Raw genomic sequence first — 19,418 nt, forward strand, 5'->3', positions numbered from 1 at the left:
ATGTTTACGATGGTACAAAAGCTTTGGCTTACAGTAGTATGTGCAGTATGTGTAACAGTTTCCTTTCTTTATTTTGTATCTTTATACTCGTATGAAAAGTTATACGTTGATAATTTAAAAGACTCATTAGTAATGGAAGGAAAGCGTCTTGCAACGCAATATGATAAGAATGAAGGAATGTCAACTTTTGAAGAGAAAGTAAGAGCATTTGATCAAATATCTAGTTCAGACGTTCTTTTCGTTTCCAATCCACGTGATCTAAGCGCATGTTTGCCTTTTGATGTGCATCATCATTCTCTTATAAGTGAAGGGGATAGACAAACACTACTAGATGGTAAAACGGTGACAAAGGTAGGATATGAAGAACATTTTGATCGGAATATTATGGGTGTTGTTATCCCTGTTTTAGATAATAAAAAGTTAGTTGGAATTGTATATTCTTATATTCCTTTAAAAAGTATAAAAGACTTAATATATGATATGGGTCTTATTTTAGCCCCGCTAGCAATTGCTATGATTTTAATTACGATATGGATTGGGAGAAAAATTATTATAGCGATTACGAAGCCGCTTTCGCAAATGGAGCGGGTTGCCAATCATTTCGCTACTGGAGATTTCTCGGAGCGGATTACCATTTCTTCAGAAGATGAAATTGGACGATTAGGAAAAGCATTTAATAAAATGGCGCATTCTTTAGAAACAGAAGATGTAAAGCGTAAGGAATTTTTGGCTAACGTTTCGCATGAACTTAGAACACCGCTTAGTTATATAAAAGGGTATAGTGAGGCTATCTTAGATGGTGTAGCAAAGGGACCGCAGCAAGAAAAAGTGACGCAGCTTATTCATAAAGAAGCGGATCGTATGCAGCGTCTCGTTCATGATTTATTAGATTTAGCGCAACTAGAAGGTGAACATTTTCCTCTAAAGAAGCAACCTATTGTGTTCTCGCAGCTTATTGAAGATGTGTTAGATACGTATGAACTAAAGTTTATAGAAAAAAAACTTCGTATTTCAACGAATTTAAATCCTGAAATTATCGTAATGATTGATGAAGATCGTATGCAACAAGTTCTTCATAACGTGTTAGATAATGCGATACGGTATACAAATCAAAACGGGAATATCATAATAACGCTAGAGCAAATAGACGATTACTGTGAGTTGAAAATAAAGGATACAGGAATAGGTATTGATGCAGAGCATTTAGAGAATCTTGGTGAGCGTTTTTACCGAGTTGATAAAGCGAGAAGTCGCCAACATGGTGGAACAGGTTTAGGGCTTGCGATTGTAAGGCAAATTGTTCATATACATGATGGTGAGTGGAAAATAGAAAGTGAAAAAGGTAAGGGAACAACAGTATTTATTAAGTTAAAAATACAAGATGAAGGAAGCATGTTCTAATGTAAAGGACATGCTTTTTCAATTGAATATAAATGAATATAGGAATAGATATAAATTAATAGCAAATAAATATTAAAAATTTGACTATTTTATGAACAAAACATTTGTACTTCTTACCAATTCGTTCTAAAATAGGTATGGATGCTAAGTTCTTATAAATCGTTTCAATTGTTGTTTGGAAGATACTGAGGTGATTTAACTGGAGTACAAATCTATTAAACCGAAAAAAATTTACGAAGAAGTATCTGAAGCTATTTTAACAATGATTAAAAATGGTACGTTAAAACCTGGTGACAAGCTACTTCCTGTGCATCAATTAGCTGAGCAGTTTCAAGTTGGCAGATCTGCTGTTCGTGAAGCGTTAAGTGCGCTAAGAGCGATGGGCTTAATTGAAATGAAGCAAGGAGAAGGCACATATGTGAAGAACTTTGATTCTTCTTCATTAACAAAATCATTAAACAATAGATTATTAATGAAGAAAGAAGATATTTTGAATTTATTAGAAGTGCGAAAGGTGCTTGAAGTGGGGGCAGTTCGAGCAGCAGCGGCAAAACGTACGGAAGATAATTTGCAAAATATGAAACATTGGTTAGATGAAATGGCAAAGAGCATTGGAGATGAAAAGGCTGGCGAAAAAGCAGATTTTCAGTTCCATATGGGAATTGCAGAGTCTTCGCATAATAGCATTTTGCTTGAACTCATGAATCATGTTTCAGAGATGATTGCTGAAACGATTGGTGAATCAAGACGCATTATTTTATATGGTGAACAAACGACATCAGAACGACTTATAGAAGAGCATCAAGTTATATATGATGCGGTTTTAAAACAAGATGTAGAATTAGCGCAGCAAGCAATGCTAGAGCACTTAACAAATGTAGAACATATTGTCACAGGTAGAAACGATATAAATTCGTAATTTAATCTTTAAAAAATCTAATTTTCTGATAAAATAGAGAAAGATTAAGTAAGCGTTTTCTTTAGAAAAGGGAGAGGATAGGCCATGGTTGAGCCTATTTCTTCTCTCTTAAGTCATCTGATGACCATATGTTTGTTGGCGAAGTTGTAAAGAGGGGGAGTAATAATTATGAAAGTTACTTTATTTGTTACTTGTTTAGTCGATATGTTTGAAACAAATGTCGGTAAAGCAACAGTTGAAGTATTGGAGCGTTTAGGTTGTGAAATTGAATTTCCGGAAGCACAAGTTTGTTGTGGTCAGCCTGCTTATAATAGTGGCCATGTAGAAGCAGCAAAAGAAGCGATGAAACATATGATTGAAACTTTCGAAGATGCAGAATATATCGTTACGCCATCTGGCTCTTGTGCGACAATGTTTCATGAGTATCCGCATGTTTTTAAAGATGATCCGAAATGGGCTAAACGTGCACAAAAGGTTGCTGATAAAACATATGAATTTACACAATTTATTGTAGATGTTTTAAAAGTGACAGATGTTGGTGCAAGTTTACCAGGAATAGCTACTATTCATAAGTCTTGTCATATGACACGCCTGCTTGGAGTAAAAGAGGCACCAGGAATTTTATTGTCTAATGTAAAAGGATTAACTGTGAGAGAACTGCCAAACGTGCAAAATTGTTGTGGGTTTGGGGGAACGTTTTCAGTTAAGATGACTCCGATTTCTGAGCAAATGGTAGATGAAAAAGTAGATAGTGTAATGGAAACAGGTGCTGATTATTTAATCGGTGCAGATTGTGGGTGTTTGTTAAACATTGGCGGACGTATTGAGCGTTTAGGAAAAGAAGTAAAAGTAATGCATATTGCTGAGGTACTGAATAGTCGCTCATGAAGGGGGAACATAAGCTATGTCTATGAAAATCAGTGAGAAAAAATTTAATGATCGCGTAGGCGATGGAATTCAAGATTCGTTTATGCGTGGAGCAGTATCTTCTGCACAAACGCGTTTATATACGAATCGATTAAAAGCAGCGGACGAATTGGGAAACTGGGAGGAGTGGCGTGAACTAGGTGAACAAATTCGTCAACATACGTTAGAAAATCTTGATTATTACTTAATGCAGTTAAGTGAAAATGTATCAAAAAGAGGCGGCCATGTGTACTTTGCGAAAACGAAAGAGGAAGCAGCAAAGTATATTCAAGACGTCGCGAAAAAGAAACAAGCGAAAAAAGTAGTGAAATCAAAGTCGATGGTAACAGAAGAAATTAGTATGAACCATGCGCTTGAAGAAATTGGTTGTGAAGTGTTAGAAAGTGACTTAGGAGAGTATATCTTGCAAGTAGATAACGATCCACCTTCACATATTATTGCGCCTGCACTTCATAAAAATAGAACGCAAATTCGCGATGTATTTAAAGAAAAACTTGGCTATGAAAATTCTGATGATCCATATGAGATGACAAAGTTTGTTCGTAAACAACTTCGTGAGAAATTTATGGATGCGGAAATTGGTGTGACGGGTTGTAACTTCGCTGTTGCAAATACGGGATCTCTTTGTTTAGTAACGAACGAAGGTAATGCGGATCTTGTTATGTCAATTCCGAAAACACAAATAGCAGTAATGGGTATGGAACGTATGGTTCCGACAATGGAAGAGTTAGATGTTTTAGTTGGTTTACTATGCCGTAGTGCGGTAGGTCAAAAGTTAACAAGTTATGTAACAGTAGCAGGACCAATTCAAGAAGAGGAAGTTGATGGACCTGAAGAGTTCCATTTAGTTGTTGTTGATAATGGTCGTTCTCAAATTCTTGGATCTGAATTCCGTTCAGTATTGCAATGTATTCGTTGCGCAGCTTGTGTAAATGTATGTCCTGTATATCGTCACGTTGGTGGACATTCATATGGATCGATTTACTCAGGACCAATCGGTGCGGTATTAACACCACTTTTAGGTGGATATGATGATTACAAAGAGCTTCCTTATGCATCTAGTTTATGCGGAGCATGTACAGAGGCTTGTCCAGTAAAAATTCCATTACATGATTTATTATTAAAGCATCGCCAAGTAATCGTTGAACAAGAAGGACGTGCGCCACTTGCAGAAAAATTAGCGATGAAAATGTTTAGTATGGGTGCTTCTTCAGCTGCATTATACAAAATGGGCTCAAAAATGGCACCAGCAGCAATGAGTCCATTCACATCTGGTAACCGTGTATCAAAAGGTGTTGGACCACTTAAAAACTGGACGGATATTCGTGAATTCCCAACGCCAAGTAAAGAAAGATTCCGTGATTGGTATAAAGATCATAAGAAAGGCGGGAATAAATAATGGCAGGATTAATTCAAAACCGTGATTCCTTTCTAGATAACATTGCAAAAGAACTTGGGCGTGCGCGTAAAAGAGAAGGTGTCGAGCGTCCAGTATGGAAAAGTAATGTGAATATAGAAACGTTAAAAGATTATTCACAAGAAGAATTACTAGAAGTATTTAAAAAGCAATGTACAAACATTCATACAACTGTAGTAGAAACGACAAATGACCGTTTGTATGAAGACCTTCAAAAAGTAATCATGGAAAACGGCGGGGGACCTATTTTATTATCAGCAGATGAACGCTTTGATGCATATGGTTTAACATCTTTATTTAAAGAAGAACTTCCAAAGCGAGATATTGAAGTAAACGTATGGGATCCAGAGAGAAAAGACGAAAATATGCGTATAGCTGAAAAAGCGAATATCGGTATTGCATTTAGTGATTATACATTAGCTGAATCTGGTACAATTGTTGTACAAAGTCATAAAGGGCAAGGACGTTCTTTACACTTTTTACCGACTGTATACTTTGCTATTATTCCACGTGAAACACTTGTGCCTCGTATTACGCAAGCAGTTCAGGATATGAACTCACGTGTAGAAAATGGCGAGACAGCGGCATCTTGTATTAACTTTATTACAGGACCTAGTAACTCTGCTGACATTGAAATGAATCTTGTTGTCGGAGTACACGGACCATTAAAAGCGGTATATTTCATCGTATAAAAGAGGGGAAAGCAGGCCAGAAAATGGCCTGCTTTTTTAGTAGAATAAAGGATAATATGAAGTAGAAGTTCTCTCCTTTTTTTGTTATGTTCTTTTGGAAAGGAGAGGAAGGGATGTTCACTTATATATATGCATTGTTAGTGGGTATGGTGTTTGGTTCTTTTTTTATGCTAATCGCAATAAGGGTTCCTTTAGGCGAGTCTATTATTACACCGCGTTCGCATTGTCATTATTGTAAGTATGTACTAAAGCCAAAAGAACTAATTCCAATCATTTCATTTTGTATACAAAGAGGGCGCTGTACGAATTGTAAGAGGGGAATTCCGATTCTGTACGTAGTATTTGAATTTGTAACCGGTACAATATTTTTTCTTACTGTATATATGATTGGAGTAGAACGAGAGCTTCTCATCATTTTATCGCTTTTTTCGTTACTTCTTATTATTTCCGTTACAGATTATATATATATGTTAATTCCTGATCGTATTTTAATTTCGTTTGCTTTTTTGCTTATTTTAGAATGTATTTTTGTACCGTTAGTTACGTGGATAGATAGTATAGTTGGTAGTGGGGTTATACTCTTTTTGTTATATTGTATGCAAAAGATATATCCAGAAGGGCTTGGTGGAGGGGATATAAAATTACTCTCGCTACTTGGATTTATAGTGGGATTGAAAGGGGTTTTTATTATTTTATTTTTAGCGTCTTATTGTAGTCTTTGTTTTTTCGGGATGGGTATTTTATTAAAGCGTATAGAAGCAAGTAAACCAATTCCATTTGGCCCTTTTATTAGTCTTGGAGCAATATGTTATGTATTAATTGTGTATTCAAAATAGAGGGGGATAGAGAATGAATATATATATGGATGATCAAAGAGGTTGTCCGTTTGGATATGTGCCCGCAACTACAGTAGAAACTGCCTTGCAATTTGTTAGGGAGAATGAGGTAAATATTATTTCTCTCGACTTTAATATGGGATGGCGGCAGAGTAATGGATTTGATTTCGTAAATATTTTTTGTAAAGAGGGATTATATGTTAAGGAAATCCACTTTCACACAAATGATGTCATTGGTATGGATAAGATGAAACAAAGAATAGAGGGTGGAAAAAAACAAGGAGAGATTGAAGCAAGTATTATTGTGAAATATGTGGGGAGCTAAAAACTCCAAAGTTAGACTTTGGAGTTTTTAATGTTTCATATGTGCTTGTAAAGGAATAATCTCTTCTTGTTGAGCTGCTGCGATTACAGTCTCTTCCTGTTTAACATCAGGTGTTTTCTTTGTTAAGTAGTGATATACCATACCGACAAATACGGACCCGCCAATAATGTTACCGATTGTAACTGGAATTAAGTTATGAATAGCGCCTGCAAAAGAAATTGTCTCAGGATGTGGTGATACTAAAGATAAAGCAAACAGTGATAAGTTTGCAATGCTATGCTCATAACCAGATAAAAAGAAAGTGAAAACGAGCATCATCATCATTAATATTTTGGCTGTGTCACCTTTCACTTGAGAAGGTAAGAAGCAGGCAAGACAGACAAGCCAGTTACATAAAATTGCTTTAAAGAATAATTGCATTGTAGGTGTATTCATCTTTCCTTCAACTACTTTATTCATTAAATGACCGTGATCAATCGCTTCGAAAATGCCAGTTGCGTAAAATAGTAAGGCAAAGAATAAAGCACCCGCTAAGTTACCTGCATAACATGCAATCCAGTTGCGAAGTGTATCAGAAATCGTTGTTTCTTTTCTTAAAGTTGCTACTGTGAAGTACATTGTATTTCCAGTAAATAATTCAGCACCACCATATATAATAAGTACGAGGGCAATCCCGAAAAACATGGAAGCAGCTAAATAAGTTGCTGGTGAATCTGCAATGTGAAAAAAGTTACCTAATTTAAAACATAGTACAATAATAAAACCGATATAAATGCCCGCAAGTGCAGCACGAATGAAATATTGCATCGGATTTATATCTAGCATTTTCTTTTTGCTCTTAGCCAGTTTGACAACATAATCTAATCCTTGTTCTAGCATGAGTCATACGCTCCTTTAGTAAATCTTCTATAAATACTCCTTATATGAATAAAGTACATGGATTCGTTCACAGTTTCAATAAGTTTGTTCAATGTTTCACAAAAAGGACATACATAAAATAAGAAAGCGATTACAAAAGGTAGTATAATGGAATTTTTTCTAAAAATAGAGAGGGAATTGAAATAAAAAAGAAAAAGCGCTGTAATTACAGCGCTTTTTCGTCTAAATTCTTTTCTACTTTTACTTCTACTTCTTTCGAGAAGAACCAACCGCCAACTGCGATTCCAACTAATACAATCCAGAATGTAAGTTTCCACGGAGTAGATTCTGGGAATGAATGCGGAATTACATTTAATGCAGGGTGTGCTAATGTATAGATTGCTAACTTCACACCAACCCAACCTACAATTAAGAATGCTGCAGTTTCAAGTCCTGGTTTACGTTTTAATATTTGTACGAAAGCAGTTGCTGCAAATCGCATAATGATTAATCCAATAAGTCCACCTACAAAGATAACAACGAATTGCCCAGTATCAAGACTACCAATTGTACCTAGTCCTGTTTTCGGTAAAGTCATTGCTAATGCAACAGCAGCTAAAATTGAATCAACTGCAAAGGCGATATCAGCAACCTCGACTTTAAATACAGTCCACCAAAAATTCTCTTGTTTTTTCTTTGCTTCTTTTTCTTCTGTGTCTTCATCCGTATTCTTTTTAACATACGTTTTAAATAAGTGATTACCAGCGATAAACATAAGGTAAATAGCACCGATTGCTTGCACTTGCCATACATCGACTAAGAACGAAATCATAAATAACGATCCGAATCGGAAAACAAATGCCCCCGCTAATCCGTAAAATAGTGCTTTTTTACGTTTTTCTTCTGGTAAATGTTTTACCATAATTGCAAGAACAAGCGCGTTATCAGCCGCTAAAATCCCCTCAAGTGCAATCAGGATGAGTAATACCCAACCATACTCCAATAATAATGATACATCCATGTACATTCTCCTCTCATTTCTATAAGTACTAAATAAGTGAAGAATTTCCCCACTATTTAGTTTCCCCATACTCCTGCCTATTAACTTCGGAAGAATTTGGTAATGAATACAAAAAAGACCTCTGCCGTTAATAGGCAAAGGTCTTGCTAGACATATGTAATAAAAATGCCAACAAAGCCGGAAGAACTAAGTTCTACGTAATGACGACTTTGTTTCCAAGAAATATTCTTGGACGCTACTCCCCTTTGGAGATATGCTATTGTACTCTCATTATATGGATAATTTATACGGTTGTCAACCTGTTAAAATATCTTCGTTCGGATATTTTATTTTCCGGTTCTTTTTGCGTGCAAATGAAAAAGCCAATGTTAATGGTCCCATTTTTCCAAAAAACATCATAAAGATAATAATAGCTTTTCCAATTATCGTTAAGTGTGGCGTTAAATTCATACTGAGACCGACTGTTCCAAATGCTGAAAATACTTCGAAAGCACTCATCAATAGAGGAACTCGCTCAGTAATACTTAAAATTAAAATAGCAGCAAAGATAAATGAAATGGAAATAATAGTAATGGTCAATGATTTGACAATGAGCGTATCTTTAATGGATTTTTTAAACACAACAATATCATCTTGTTCTTGTAAAAATTTAAATACGCCAAAAAACATAATTAAAAATGTTGTTAACTTAATTCCACCACCAGTTGAAGCACTACCAGCACCAATAAACATAAGAAGCATCATTAATAAAAGGGAAGGTTTTGTTAATGCAGAAATATCAACGGTATTAAATCCGGCAGTGCGCGTTGAAATTGCTTGGAAATAAGCAGCCATTCCTTCTTCAAATGGGGTAAAACCTCTCATAGAAAGAGAATTATGGAACTCGAATATGAAAATAAAAACGGTAGCAATAATATTGACGATTAGAGTAGAAGAGAGCATGAGTTTTGAATGTAATGTAAGGTTTTTAAAGTTCTTTTTTCTTTTTATATCTATAATCACTGTAAAACCGATTCCACCTAAAATTATGAGAGAAGAAATAACGAGATTGACGAGAATACTATGAGAATGGGACATTAAATTATCGCTCCACACAGAAAAACCAGCGTTGTTAAAGGCAGAGATCGAATGAAAAAAACTATAATAGAACCCTTTAGCAATTCCGTATTTTGGTACCCATTCAAAAGAGAGGAGCAAAGTAGCAATACATTCTACTGTAAAAGAGAATAGAAATAATGCTTTGGCAAGACGAATGACACCGCCGATATTCGTTTGATTTAGTGCTTGTTGTAACAAAATGCGATTCTGAAGACCGATTTTTCTGCCAAGCATAATTGCAATTAAAACAGCGAAGCTCATAATGCCAAGACCGCCAACTTGTATAAGTGTTAAAATTACACATTGACCAAATAAGGTAAATACTTTTCCAGTGTCCACAACACCAAGCCCTGTAACTGTACAAGCAGAAACCGTTGTAAATAAGGCATCGAGCCATGAAATAGATGTTGTTGTAGCAATTGGTAGTTTTAATAAGCATGTGCCGACAATTGATAATACAATAAAAGATAAAGTAAGAACACGAGGAGGGCTCATGCTAATATTAATCCGTTTCATCTCACATATCGTTCCTTTCAGTTTGTTCTTACTAGTATGTGAAAAAGCGCTATTATGTATGTTGCAAATAGAAAGAGGCAGAGAATATCTGCCTCTAAGCCATATGTTATAGTATTATCCGCGTAATTGTTGTTGAGCTAAAGCAACAAGACGTTTTGTTACTTCACCGCCAACGGAACCGTTAGAACGAGATGCTGTATCTGAGCCTAAGCTAACACCGAATTCTTGTGCAATTTCATATTTAAATTGTTCAAGTGCTTGTTCTGCACCTGGAACTAGTAATTTGTTTGTTTTTACCATGTTGACACACATCCTTTTGAGTAGTCCAGTTCAGCCAAGTTAAGTACTATCTAAACTGGTAACGTTATTTTATGTGGAAACGATGTACTCATACCCGGAAGTAATCGGTGTGATTAGAAGTTCTTGGATAGAAAAAAGAGTAGCAAATTTGCTACTCTTTTTTCAGTATTGTCGCTGTACCTTCCACGACAATATCATCGGATTGATTGTAGATGTTTGTTTGTAATGTAATGATTTTCTTATCATCCCGTTTTTTAATGACTTCTGCCACTACACGAAGTGTATCGCCGATTTTGACAGGAGCACGGAATGAAACGTTTTGGGATAAATAAATCGTATTTTTTCCTGGGAGTTTCGTTCCAAGAACAGTAGAAATAAAACTTGAAACGAGCATACCGTGAGCAATACGTTCTTTAAACATTGTCGTTTTTGCAAAAGAGTCTAAAATATGAATAGGATTTACATCTCCAGTCAATTTTGCAAAATTGATAACGTCCTCATCCGTAATTGTTTTTGTTAGAGATGCTTGATCACCGACTTGAATCTCATCATAACGAAGCTCTGGAACAGTTTGTGCTTCTTGAAATGGATTCATTTTGTCCTCCTTCTTTTCCATATCGAAAAATGTAAGCCATCTTGATGTAGTAGGAGGAAGAAAGAGTTTTGTTTGTGCTGCAGTTAGTTGCCACATTTTTCTTACTTGATGGAAGTAAATAGATTTTTTGAGTTTTCCTCGAACTGCTTTGCGAGTTCTAGTTGTTTGGACTTGAACTCTCCCAAAAAAACTTCTAACTGTTTTTGAACCTCTTCGCGTTGCGATTGTTGTTGTTCAATAAAGTGTTTTGTTGTTTCTTCAAATTGACCGCTAGTTTGAGTAAGAATAGACAAAGATGTTTTTGTAGGAGAAACAGTAAGTTGATGCATTTGAGTAGAAAGCTCATTCCATTTCCCTTGCCACTCGTTAATTTGATCATTTAAGGAGTTTCCAGTTAATTGCTTCACGTAATCTGTATATTGGTTATTGAACTGAGCTGTGAATTGTTGTAGTTCTTTTTCTAGTTCATTTACTCCTGATGTTAATTTATGCAAAGCGTCTTGTTGTTGTTTTAACGTTTCTAAAGTAAGTTGCTCTAATTGTTTCCCAGCTGAAGAGAAGAGGGAAAGAGATTGAGACCAGTTTTTCCAAAATGCATCGACTAATTCGTATGGTTTAGTTTCCATTGTTTGACCTCCAAATGTTTTTTTGCATATTGTGAACGCAGATTACTCTGCTGTACCACCAGGTGAAGATGAAGAATCCTTTTCATCCTTTTCTGGAGAAGTAGAAAATGGAAAGAATGCATTGGTGTATAACGTGAAAAACGTCCGCAACATATTTTGATAATGTTCAAAAGAAGTCGCACATGTTGATAAATATTGCTCTCCATATTCAGTTAAAGAATAAATTCTTTTTGCTGGCCCTCCATCGCTTGTATCCCAAGTAGAAGAAATAAGGTTTTCTTTTTCTAACTTGCGTAGTGTTCTATAAACATTACCTTGGTCAACAGAAGAAAAGCCGATGTCCATTAGCATTTGAATGAGTTTGTAACCATGAAGACTCCAGTCTTTTAGACAGAGAAGTAAGAAAGGAACTAAGAAGTTTTTTGGCATGGAGTTTGGTTGTTTCGCTTGGTTTTTTTCCAAACTTTCTGGGTGTTCTGGTTCATTATGTAGCATGATTGTACATCACCTCATGAATCAGTTAGATGGAATTTTTTGCTTATAAGTGCAATTTACACCTATCTGTTTTTAATGTCAATACATTTGTTGGAAAATAAAGAAAAATAAAATATAGACTTGAAGTTTTATTCAGAATATTAGAAAATAGTGAATAGGTTGAATTGTTTCAAAAACAAAAAAGGGAGTGTAGGCGAAGTGATTGATCAAAAATTCGATCCATTGCAAGCATGGAAAAATGCTTATGAACAAACCGAAACATTTTGGGGAAAAGCGCTCAATGAAACAATTAAAACAGAAGAATATTCTGCTTGGATGGGCAGCGTTCTAGACTTGAATTTGTTTTATCAAAAAGCATTAAATGATACGACAAAAAGTTATTTAGAACAAGTGAACGTGCCAACGAAAGAGGATATCGCTAGAGTAGCTACGCTTGTTATTAACTTAGAAAATAAAGTTGATAATATTGAGGAAGTTCTAGAAGAGAAAGTGGATTCGTTAGGACAAGCTCCTACATTAAAGCGTGATGTTACGAAAGTAAAACAAGATATTCGCACGTTAGAAACGAAAGTTGATCAAATTTTAGAATTGCTAGAAAAGCAAAATGCAGTACTAGCTAAACTACAAGTACCTGTAAAAGAAGAAGTAAAGCCGGCGAATAAGCCAGAAAATAAAAAATGATAATAGCGTTTGTTTACAACGTGTAAAAGAGAGAGGGAGAATCTCGTTTTCACGTATAAACAACGAAACATAATTAATATATGGACTCTATTAGTATGGGTACCAAAATGATTCATAATAATCGTTCACAAATTCATTTAAGGGGGAAAAGAAATGGTTCAATTAAATGGCAAAGTAGCAATCGTAACAGGTGGGGCAAAAGGAATTGGAAAAGCAATTACAGTAGCATTAGCACAAGAGGGAGCAAAAGTAGTTATTAACTATAACAGCAGTAAAGAAGCAGCTGAAAACTTAGTAAATGAACTAGGAAAAGAAGGGCATGACGTTTATGCAGTTCAAGCGGATGTTTCTAAAGTAGAAGATGCAAACCGACTTGTAGAAGAAGCTGTGAATCATTTTGGTAAAGTGGATATTCTTGTTAATAATGCTGGTATTACAAGAGATCGTACATTCAAAAAATTAAATCGTGAAGATTGGGAGCGCGTAATTGACGTGAACTTAAGTAGTGTATTTAATACGACAAGTGCGGTACTTCCATACATATCGGAAGCAGAAGAAGGAAGAATCATTAGTATTTCTTCTATTATTGGTCAAGCTGGTGGATTTGGACAAACAAACTACTCAGCAGCAAAAGCAGGTATGCTAGGATTTACAAAATCATTAGCGTTAGAACTTGCAAAAACAAATGTAACTGTAAACGCAATTTGCCCAGGATTTATCGATACTGAAATGGTAGCAGAGGTACCAGAAGAAGTGCGTCAAAAAATCGTTGCGAAAATCCCGAAAAAACGTTTTGGACAAGCTGATGAAATTGCAAAAGGTGTAGTATACCTATGCCGTGACGGTGCGTATATCACTGGTCAGCAATTAAACATTAACGGTGGATTATACATGTAATGAAGTAAGAAAAAAGTGCATATCCATATCAGGAATGCACTTCTTTTTTTAGAAAGAAATCGACCGAAAAGGAGATAGAAAAATGACTACATTCGTAACAGAATGGGAAAAGCAATTGGAGTTGTACCCAGAAGAATATCGCAAAGCATATCGCCGTGTGAAAAGAGCGAGCGAAATTTTATTACGCGAACCAGAACCACAAGTTGGTTTAACACCGAAAGAGGTTATTTGGACGAAGAATAAAACGAAGCTTTATCGTTACATTCCAAAACAAGAAAAAACACAGAGAGTCCCAATCTTATTAATTTATGCTCTTATTAATAAGCCATATATTATGGATTTAACTCCTGGAAATAGTTTAGTGGAATATTTAGTAGATCGTGGTTTTGATGTGTATATGCTTGATTGGGGTACATTTGGTTTAGAAGATAGTCATTTGAAATTTGATGATTTCGTGTTCGATTATATTGCAAAAGCAGTGAAAAAAGTAATGCGAACTGCAAAATCGGATGAGATTTCTTTACTTGGTTATTGCATGGGTGGAACGCTAACGTCTATTTATGCGGCACTTCATCCGCATATGCCAATTCGTAACTTAATTTTTATGACAAGTCCTTTCGATTTCTCTGAAACAGGATTATATGGTCCTTTATTAGATGAGAAATATTTCAATTTAGATAAGGCGGTTGATACATTCGGAAATATTCCGCCGGAAATGATTGATTTCGGAAATAAGATGTTAAAACCAATTACGAATTTTGTTGGTCCATACGTTGCTTTAGTTGATCGTTCAGAAAATGAGCGCTTCGTCGAAAGCTGGAAATTAGTTCAAAAGTGGGTTGGCGATGGCATTCCGTTCCCGGGTGAATCATACAGACAGTGGATTCGTGATTTTTATCAAAATAATAAATTGGTTAAAGGTGAACTCGTTATTCGTGGACAAAAGGTAGACCTTGCAAATATTAAGGCGAATGTCTTAAATATTTCCGGGAAACGTGATCATATCGCTCTGCCATGTCAAGTAGAAGCTTTACTAGATCATATTTCTAGCACAGATAAACAATATGTATGTTTACCAACAGGGCATATGTCTATCGTTTACGGTGGAACAGCTGTAAAACAAACATATCCGACGATTGGAAATTGGCTTGAAGAGCGTTCCAATTAAAAATAAAAAATCCAACTAGCGTTGTGTTAGTTGGATTTTTTTATGGAAAATAACAAAACATAGAAAGGAGAAATTTACATTTTAGGAGTATAATTATGAAGCTTATGACTGGTAAGTTGTTTTGGAATAGAGGAGTTTCTGTACCTTGTTATCCAACGTTAGAAAATGATATGATATGTGATGTGCTCGTAGTCGGAAGTGGCGAAGCGGGTGCTCATATAGCGTATTCATTAGCGAAGATAGGAATGCGTGTTACGCTCATTGAAAAAAGAGCAATTGCATGTGGTAGCACAGCTGCCAATACAGGTTTATTACAATTTCTTCATGATAAATCGTTAACCTCTCTTATTCATACATTTGGGAAAGTAAAAGGGGTACGGGCATATAGGCTTTGTTATGAAGCCCTTAGAACAATGGAGAAGGTTGTACCGACTCTCGATATTGATCCCCATTTTATTCCGCGAAATAGTTTGTATTATGCGAGTAGAGATGAGGATATTTCATTTTTACAAGAAGAATATAATACGTTACGCTATTATGAATTTCCAGTTGAATATTTTACAGAGTCTGATATTAAGAAACGTTATTCATTTGCAAAACAAGCAGCATTATATACAAGCGGTGACGCAGAAGTGAATCCATATTTGTTAGCACATAGTCTTTTGCATAAAGCAAAGCAAATGGGTGCTACTATATACGAACATACAGAGGCAATACATATTAAACAAATTCAAAATGATTTAATTTGTTACACAAAAACAGGAAATAAAATAGTAGCAAAGAATATTATTATGGCGACAGGTTATGAAGCGCTTTTTGGAAAGAAAGAAAAAAATACAACAGTAGAAACGTCTTATGCAGTCGTTACAAATAAGATAGATCAGTTCGAAGGTTGGCATGAGAAATCATTAATTTGGGAAACGGCACGGCCTTACCTATATTTTCGAACGTATCAAAACCGCATTATTGTAGGCGGATTAGATGAGGCGTTGAAAATTCAAAATATCGGCGATACGAAATTATTGCATAAGCGTGATATCCTTATTAATATTGTAAAAGAAATGTTCCCGCAGTTTAATAATATACAGGCAGAGTATTATTGGGCAGCAGCATTTGGTGGTAGTCATGATGGTCTCCCTATTTTAAAAGAAGATAAAAAGATACATAATTTATATTACGCACTGCCATATGGGGGAAATGGAACTGTATACGGAATGGTATTTGCAAAACTATTTCAGCAGTTATTTACAAATAAAGAAAGTGATGATTTTTCTTTATTTAATCGATAGAAAAAAGGTAGCGAAGTGATGGAATGAGAGATATAAAAAAGTTTTTACAAAAATTACGCCCCGTACAACTTATTGTTTTGTTTTATTTATTAGCAGTAGTCGTATCGGTAATATTACTTAGTTTACCATTTGTTACGAAGGATGGTGTGAAATGGACATTTATCGATGCCCTATTTACATCTGTTAGTGCGGTAAGTGTTACAGGACTTTCAGTTGTTACGATTTCAGATACGTTTACAACAGCAGGAATTATTGTATTAGCTCTAATTTTACAATTAGGCGGATTAGGCATCATGGCACTTGGCACATTCGTTTGGATTATAACGGGTAAAAAGATTGGTTTGCAGCGAAGAAGATTAATTATGGCAGACCATAATCAAGGAAATTTATCGGGTCTTGTAGAATTAATGCGTTCTATTTTAATTGTAATTATTTCGATAGAAATAATTGGAGCCATCCTGTTAGGTACAAGATTTTTACTGTACTTTCCGACTTGGCAAGAAGCTTATTTTCACGGTTTCTTTGCCGCTGTTAGTGCAACGACGAACGGTGGATTCGATTTAACAGGACAATCGCTAATCCCGTACAAAAAAGATTATATCGTTCAAATGATTCATATGTTACTCATTATTTTAGGGGCGATTGGCTTCCCTGTGTTAATGGAAGTGAAGCAATTTCTTAGTAAGAAGAGAGAACAACTTTTTCGTTTTTCGTTATTTACAAAATTGACGACAACAACATTTTTTGCACTTGTTGTTGTTGGAACCATCATGATTTTTTTACTAGAACGAAATCATTTTTTAGTAGGAAAGTCATGGCATGAAACGGTTTTCTATACGTTATTCCAATCTGTGACGACGCGAAGCGGTGGACTCGCTACAATGGATATACGTGAATTGTCACAACCAACGCTTTTATTTATGAGTATATTAATGTTTATTGGAGCATCTCCAAGTTCGGTTGGGGGCGGGATACGTACGACAACATTTGCGGTTAGTATATTATCGTTATATACATTTGCAAGGGGCGGTAGAACGGTTCGAGTCTTTAAACGACAGCTACATGAAGAGGATGTATTAAAAGCATCTGTCGTTATGACGATGGGGATATTATTATGTGCCACGGCACTATTTATTTTATCCATTACGGAAAATGTACCGCTTATGAGCTTGATCGTTGAAGTTTGTTCTGCTTTCGGGACGACAGGTTTATCGACAGGTATTACGCCAGATTTAACAACTGTGGGTAAACTTGTACTTATTGTACTTATGTTTATCGGACGCGTCGGTATTTTAACATTTATATTAGCTAGTGGTGGAAGAGAACAACCACCTCGCTATAAATATCCGAAAGAAAGAATTATTATTGGATAGTATGAAACCATTCTACCTGCGTTAGGTAGAATGGTTTTTTAATCGTTAATTCCGAATTGGGGATGCATAAAAGCGTCGTTTTTATTATCAACTTCTTTTTTAAGTAATTCTTGATTTTCTTCTGCAATCCACCCGATATCATTTGTAGGATGGATCCATTCATCCCCAGCCATAATGGCAGGGTCTACCTCATCACTCCAATTGTTTAAGGGGCTGTTCTCGGAATTGTATTTACTGTCTCCAATTACAACATCATATTGATTTACAAAAGGTTGTTGCATCTTTTTTCCTGTTCCTTTAAAAGAAGGGAAGTTCATTTGATGAGGGAGCGTCTCGTCTAAAATTGGCGATTGGATTGTTTCTTTCTCTTTCAAAGTAATCGCTCCTTTTTGTAAAGGTTTGTTCGTATGTAGTATTTCCATCTATAAGCTCTTATGTACTTGTTAACACTTGCCAGTAATAGTTATTTCAGATTGCTCCAAACTAGAGTAGAAAGTAATTTCTTGAGAGCAGGTGAACGTATTGGTAAAAAGAAAAGTGAAACAAAATGCAGCAATTAACAATAATAAAACTCCGAAAGAAAGCTTACCAGATGCAGAATTTGCATTAGAGTATGAAGGAGAAAACAGTGCAAAGTATGCAAATCGAAATTCAAAAAAAGGTAAACAAAAATGAGGCGTTTTTTACAAACGCCTCGTTTTTTTGTGGGATTATAAAGGTTTTTTAAATTATTTGTAAATTTAATATTTTCTATTAGCAGAAAAATGTGAAAAAACATAGAAGTAGCAACGTATTACACAAAAACAAACAACAAACAAAAGATTAATGTTGGTTTAATACTGCTTTTACACTAATTGTTTATATTTGAGTTGTACATAAGATTTGTAAAAGGAGAGAGAGACAGTGAAAAAAACAATCTTTAAAGCTGTAGCAACTGGAATGGTATTTTCGTTATTAATGGGGTGTGGTGCAAAGAAAGAAGAAAGTGCTGGAGCAAAAGTGAAAGATGATAAATTATCTGGATCGTTAACTGTTTATACAGCGATTGAAGAAGAGCTTGTACCGATTTATCTTGATTCTTTCAAAAAGAAATACCCGGATGTGAAGTTGAACATTGTTCGTGATTCAACAGGAGTTATTACAGCGAAATTGCTAGCTGAAGGAAAAAATACACAAGCAGATGTTGTGTGGGGAACTGCGGCGTCTAGTCTATTAGCTTTAGAGAAAAAAGATATGTTAAAAGAATACTCTCCAAAAGGAGCGGATCGTGTCCTTCCGCAATTTAAAGATGATAAGAAACCTGAAAAATGGGTAGGTAATACTGCGTTTATGACGGGGATTGCTGTAAATAAAGAAGAATTAAAGAAGAAAAATTTACCGATGCCAGAATCATATGAAGATTTAACGAAACCAGAATATAAAGGAACACTTGTTATGCCACATCCAGCTTCTTCTGGAACAGGATTTTTAACAGTTTCTGCATGGTTGCAAATTATGGGTGAAGATAAGGGCTGGGATTACATGAAAAAACTTCATGATAATATGGCATCTTATACGCATTCCGGTTCAAAACCAGCGAAATTAGCAGGTGCAGGTGAATATCCAGTTGGTGTGTCAATGGTTTATAGCGCTTTAAAAGAGAAACAAAAAGGTGCACCAGTTGAAGTTGTACTGCCGAAAGAAGGACTAGGCTGGGAAGTAGAAGCGAATGCACTTATTAAGAAAGATAATGCGAAAAATGATAAATTAGCACAAGCGTTTTTAGACTGGGCAATTACAGATGATGTAATGAAGTTATACTTCGAGAAAAATGGATTTGCGACAATTAAAAATAACTATAAACTTCCAGATGGATTCCCGAAAGATGTGACAGAAAAGTTATACAAAAAGAATGACTTTAAATGGGCAGCAGAAAATCGCGACAAAATTTTAGAGCGTTGGGAAAAAGAGTTTGGTCAAAAAGCAGAACCGAAAAAGTAAGTGA

At 35.4% G+C, this 19,418-nt stretch carries 22 protein-coding genes and 1 riboswitch; of the genes, 14 read left to right on the forward strand and 8 right to left on the reverse strand.

Annotation, left to right across the window (positions count from 1 at the left end; all coding sequences use genetic code 11):
• The 7 genes from F0362_RS06705 (at position 1) to F0362_RS06735 (ending at position 6,517) form a co-directional block, all read left to right on the forward strand.
• A complete protein-coding gene (locus F0362_RS06705; RefSeq protein WP_000494805.1) occupies positions 1 to 1,401 on the forward strand; it encodes a sensor histidine kinase in 1,401 nt (466 codons plus the stop codon).
• Between the two features lie 229 nt (positions 1,402 to 1,630).
• Entirely contained in the window at positions 1,631 to 2,320 is a 690-nt protein-coding gene (locus F0362_RS06710) for a FadR/GntR family transcriptional regulator (RefSeq protein ID WP_255253890.1), read from the forward strand.
• 168 nt (positions 2,321 to 2,488) lie between these two features.
• A complete protein-coding gene (locus F0362_RS06715; RefSeq protein ID WP_000869145.1) occupies positions 2,489 to 3,208 on the forward strand; it encodes a (Fe-S)-binding protein in 720 nt (239 codons plus the stop codon).
• 16 nt (positions 3,209 to 3,224) lie between these two features.
• Positions 3,225 to 4,646, forward strand: coding sequence for a LutB/LldF family L-lactate oxidation iron-sulfur protein (locus tag F0362_RS06720; protein WP_149889713.1), 1,422 nt, complete (start codon positions 3,225 to 3,227; stop codon positions 4,644 to 4,646).
• Positions 4,646 to 5,356: a LutC/YkgG family protein gene (locus F0362_RS06725; protein ID WP_000907756.1), complete on the forward strand. Its 711-nt coding sequence runs from the start codon at positions 4,646 to 4,648 to the stop codon at positions 5,354 to 5,356. Before F0362_RS06720 ends, F0362_RS06725 begins: the two co-directional genes overlap by 1 nt.
• A gap of 86 nt (positions 5,357 to 5,442) precedes the next feature.
• Entirely contained in the window at positions 5,443 to 6,192 is a 750-nt protein-coding gene (locus F0362_RS06730; RefSeq protein WP_002038259.1) for a prepilin peptidase, read from the forward strand.
• A gap of 13 nt (positions 6,193 to 6,205) precedes the next feature.
• Positions 6,206 to 6,517: a cyclic-phosphate processing receiver domain-containing protein gene (locus F0362_RS06735; protein ID WP_098173893.1), complete on the forward strand. Its 312-nt coding sequence runs from the start codon at positions 6,206 to 6,208 to the stop codon at positions 6,515 to 6,517.
• Between the two features lie 27 nt (positions 6,518 to 6,544).
• On the opposite strand, the gene F0362_RS06740 is transcribed toward F0362_RS06735, so the two are convergent.
• From F0362_RS06740 to phaQ, 7 genes are all read right to left on the reverse strand, one after another.
• Entirely contained in the window at positions 6,545 to 7,396 is an 852-nt protein-coding gene (locus F0362_RS06740) for a formate/nitrite transporter family protein (protein WP_000893032.1), read from the reverse strand.
• A 205-nt stretch (positions 7,397 to 7,601) separates the two neighbouring features.
• Positions 7,602 to 8,396 carry a TerC family protein gene (locus F0362_RS06745; RefSeq protein ID WP_000383309.1) on the reverse strand — a complete coding sequence of 265 codons (795 nt, stop codon included), beginning with the start codon at positions 8,394 to 8,396 and terminating at the stop codon, positions 7,602 to 7,604.
• A gap of 91 nt (positions 8,397 to 8,487) precedes the next feature.
• Positions 8,488 to 8,652: riboswitch (yybP-ykoY riboswitch) on the reverse strand.
• A gap of 38 nt (positions 8,653 to 8,690) precedes the next feature.
• A complete protein-coding gene (locus tag F0362_RS06750) occupies positions 8,691 to 10,010 on the reverse strand; it encodes a TrkH family potassium uptake protein (RefSeq protein ID WP_000822351.1) in 1,320 nt (439 codons plus the stop codon).
• Positions 10,011 to 10,124: 114 nt separating this feature from the next.
• A complete protein-coding gene (locus F0362_RS06755) occupies positions 10,125 to 10,310 on the reverse strand; it encodes an alpha/beta-type small acid-soluble spore protein (protein WP_000241211.1) in 186 nt (61 codons plus the stop codon).
• A 151-nt stretch (positions 10,311 to 10,461) separates the two neighbouring features.
• A complete protein-coding gene (locus F0362_RS06760) occupies positions 10,462 to 10,905 on the reverse strand; it encodes a MaoC family dehydratase (protein ID WP_001067920.1) in 444 nt (147 codons plus the stop codon).
• A 101-nt stretch (positions 10,906 to 11,006) separates the two neighbouring features.
• Complete coding sequence (gene phaP, locus F0362_RS06765; RefSeq protein WP_000448600.1) at positions 11,007 to 11,531, reverse strand: polyhydroxyalkanoic acid inclusion protein PhaP; 525 nt, start codon at positions 11,529 to 11,531, stop codon at positions 11,007 to 11,009.
• 42 nt (positions 11,532 to 11,573) lie between these two features.
• Entirely contained in the window at positions 11,574 to 12,026 is a 453-nt protein-coding gene (phaQ, locus tag F0362_RS06770) for a poly-beta-hydroxybutyrate-responsive repressor (RefSeq protein WP_000903016.1), read from the reverse strand.
• Positions 12,027 to 12,224: 198 nt separating this feature from the next.
• On the opposite strand from phaQ, the gene phaR reads away from it, so the two are divergent.
• From phaR to F0362_RS06795, 5 genes are all read left to right on the forward strand, one after another.
• Complete coding sequence (gene phaR / locus F0362_RS06775; RefSeq protein WP_000566960.1) at positions 12,225 to 12,707, forward strand: polyhydroxyalkanoic acid synthase subunit PhaR; 483 nt, start codon at positions 12,225 to 12,227, stop codon at positions 12,705 to 12,707.
• Positions 12,708 to 12,860: 153 nt separating this feature from the next.
• The gene (locus F0362_RS06780) at positions 12,861 to 13,604 is read left to right on the forward strand and encodes an acetoacetyl-CoA reductase (RefSeq protein WP_000250411.1); all 744 of its coding nucleotides are present in this window, start codon (positions 12,861 to 12,863) and stop codon (positions 13,602 to 13,604) included.
• 82 nt (positions 13,605 to 13,686) lie between these two features.
• Positions 13,687 to 14,772 carry a class III poly(R)-hydroxyalkanoic acid synthase subunit PhaC gene (gene phaC, locus F0362_RS06785; protein WP_000206839.1) on the forward strand — a complete coding sequence of 362 codons (1,086 nt, stop codon included), beginning with the start codon at positions 13,687 to 13,689 and terminating at the stop codon, positions 14,770 to 14,772.
• Positions 14,773 to 14,867: 95 nt separating this feature from the next.
• A complete protein-coding gene (locus tag F0362_RS06790; RefSeq protein ID WP_000772554.1) occupies positions 14,868 to 16,061 on the forward strand; it encodes an NAD(P)/FAD-dependent oxidoreductase in 1,194 nt (397 codons plus the stop codon).
• Positions 16,062 to 16,084: 23 nt separating this feature from the next.
• Positions 16,085 to 17,434 carry a TrkH family potassium uptake protein gene (locus F0362_RS06795; protein ID WP_001204701.1) on the forward strand — a complete coding sequence of 450 codons (1,350 nt, stop codon included), beginning with the start codon at positions 16,085 to 16,087 and terminating at the stop codon, positions 17,432 to 17,434.
• A 38-nt stretch (positions 17,435 to 17,472) separates the two neighbouring features.
• On the opposite strand, the gene F0362_RS06800 is transcribed toward F0362_RS06795, so the two are convergent.
• Positions 17,473 to 17,856: a DUF3905 domain-containing protein gene (locus F0362_RS06800; RefSeq protein WP_000404293.1), complete on the reverse strand. Its 384-nt coding sequence runs from the start codon at positions 17,854 to 17,856 to the stop codon at positions 17,473 to 17,475.
• A gap of 100 nt (positions 17,857 to 17,956) precedes the next feature.
• On the opposite strand from F0362_RS06800, the gene F0362_RS30470 reads away from it, so the two are divergent.
• Positions 17,957 to 18,109, forward strand: a complete 153-nt coding sequence (locus tag F0362_RS30470) for a hypothetical protein (RefSeq protein WP_000240799.1) — start codon at positions 17,957 to 17,959, stop codon at positions 18,107 to 18,109.
• A 228-nt stretch (positions 18,110 to 18,337) separates the two neighbouring features.
• On the forward strand, positions 18,338 to 19,414 hold the full coding sequence (locus F0362_RS06810) for a putative 2-aminoethylphosphonate ABC transporter substrate-binding protein (RefSeq protein ID WP_000750904.1): 1,077 nt from the start codon (positions 18,338 to 18,340) through the stop codon (positions 19,412 to 19,414).
• Positions 19,415 to 19,418 lie beyond the last annotated feature (4 nt).

The organism is Bacillus sp. BS98 (genome assembly GCF_008432245.1).
In the GTDB taxonomy this organism is placed as follows: Bacteria; Bacillota; Bacilli; order Bacillales; family Bacillaceae_G; genus Bacillus_A; species Bacillus_A toyonensis.

What these genes read in the sequence shown, in the direction of transcription:
- F0362_RS06705 (WP_000494805.1), top strand. Translation starts at nt 1, where the DNA reads ATGTTTACGATGGTACAAAAGCTTTGGCTTACAGTAGTATGTGCAGTA.
- F0362_RS06715 (WP_000869145.1), top strand. Translation starts at nt 2,489, where the DNA reads ATGAAAGTTACTTTATTTGTTACTTGTTTAGTCGATATGTTTGAAACA.
- F0362_RS06720 (WP_149889713.1), top strand. Translation starts at nt 3,225, where the DNA reads ATGTCTATGAAAATCAGTGAGAAAAAATTTAATGATCGCGTAGGCGAT.
- F0362_RS06725 (WP_000907756.1), top strand. Translation starts at nt 4,646, where the DNA reads ATGGCAGGATTAATTCAAAACCGTGATTCCTTTCTAGATAACATTGCA.
- F0362_RS06730 (WP_002038259.1), top strand. Translation starts at nt 5,443, where the DNA reads ATGTTCTTTTGGAAAGGAGAGGAAGGGATGTTCACTTATATATATGCA.
- F0362_RS06735 (WP_098173893.1), top strand. Translation starts at nt 6,206, where the DNA reads ATGAATATATATATGGATGATCAAAGAGGTTGTCCGTTTGGATATGTG.
- F0362_RS06740 (WP_000893032.1), bottom strand. Translation starts at nt 7,396, where the DNA reads ATGCTAGAACAAGGATTAGATTATGTTGTCAAACTGGCTAAGAGCAAA.
- F0362_RS06745 (WP_000383309.1), bottom strand. Translation starts at nt 8,396, where the DNA reads ATGGATGTATCATTATTATTGGAGTATGGTTGGGTATTACTCATCCTG.
- F0362_RS06750 (WP_000822351.1), bottom strand. Translation starts at nt 10,010, where the DNA reads ATGAAACGGATTAATATTAGCATGAGCCCTCCTCGTGTTCTTACTTTA.
- F0362_RS06755 (WP_000241211.1), bottom strand. Translation starts at nt 10,310, where the DNA reads ATGGTAAAAACAAACAAATTACTAGTTCCAGGTGCAGAACAAGCACTT.
- F0362_RS06760 (WP_001067920.1), bottom strand. Translation starts at nt 10,905, where the DNA reads ATGAATCCATTTCAAGAAGCACAAACTGTTCCAGAGCTTCGTTATGAT.
- phaP (WP_000448600.1), bottom strand. Translation starts at nt 11,531, where the DNA reads ATGGAAACTAAACCATACGAATTAGTCGATGCATTTTGGAAAAACTGG.
- phaQ (WP_000903016.1), bottom strand. Translation starts at nt 12,026, where the DNA reads ATGCTACATAATGAACCAGAACACCCAGAAAGTTTGGAAAAAAACCAA.
- F0362_RS06780 (WP_000250411.1), top strand. Translation starts at nt 12,861, where the DNA reads ATGGTTCAATTAAATGGCAAAGTAGCAATCGTAACAGGTGGGGCAAAA.
- phaC (WP_000206839.1), top strand. Translation starts at nt 13,687, where the DNA reads ATGACTACATTCGTAACAGAATGGGAAAAGCAATTGGAGTTGTACCCA.
- F0362_RS06790 (WP_000772554.1), top strand. Translation starts at nt 14,868, where the DNA reads ATGAAGCTTATGACTGGTAAGTTGTTTTGGAATAGAGGAGTTTCTGTA.
- F0362_RS06795 (WP_001204701.1), top strand. Translation starts at nt 16,085, where the DNA reads ATGAGAGATATAAAAAAGTTTTTACAAAAATTACGCCCCGTACAACTT.
- F0362_RS06800 (WP_000404293.1), bottom strand. Translation starts at nt 17,856, where the DNA reads ATGGAAATACTACATACGAACAAACCTTTACAAAAAGGAGCGATTACT.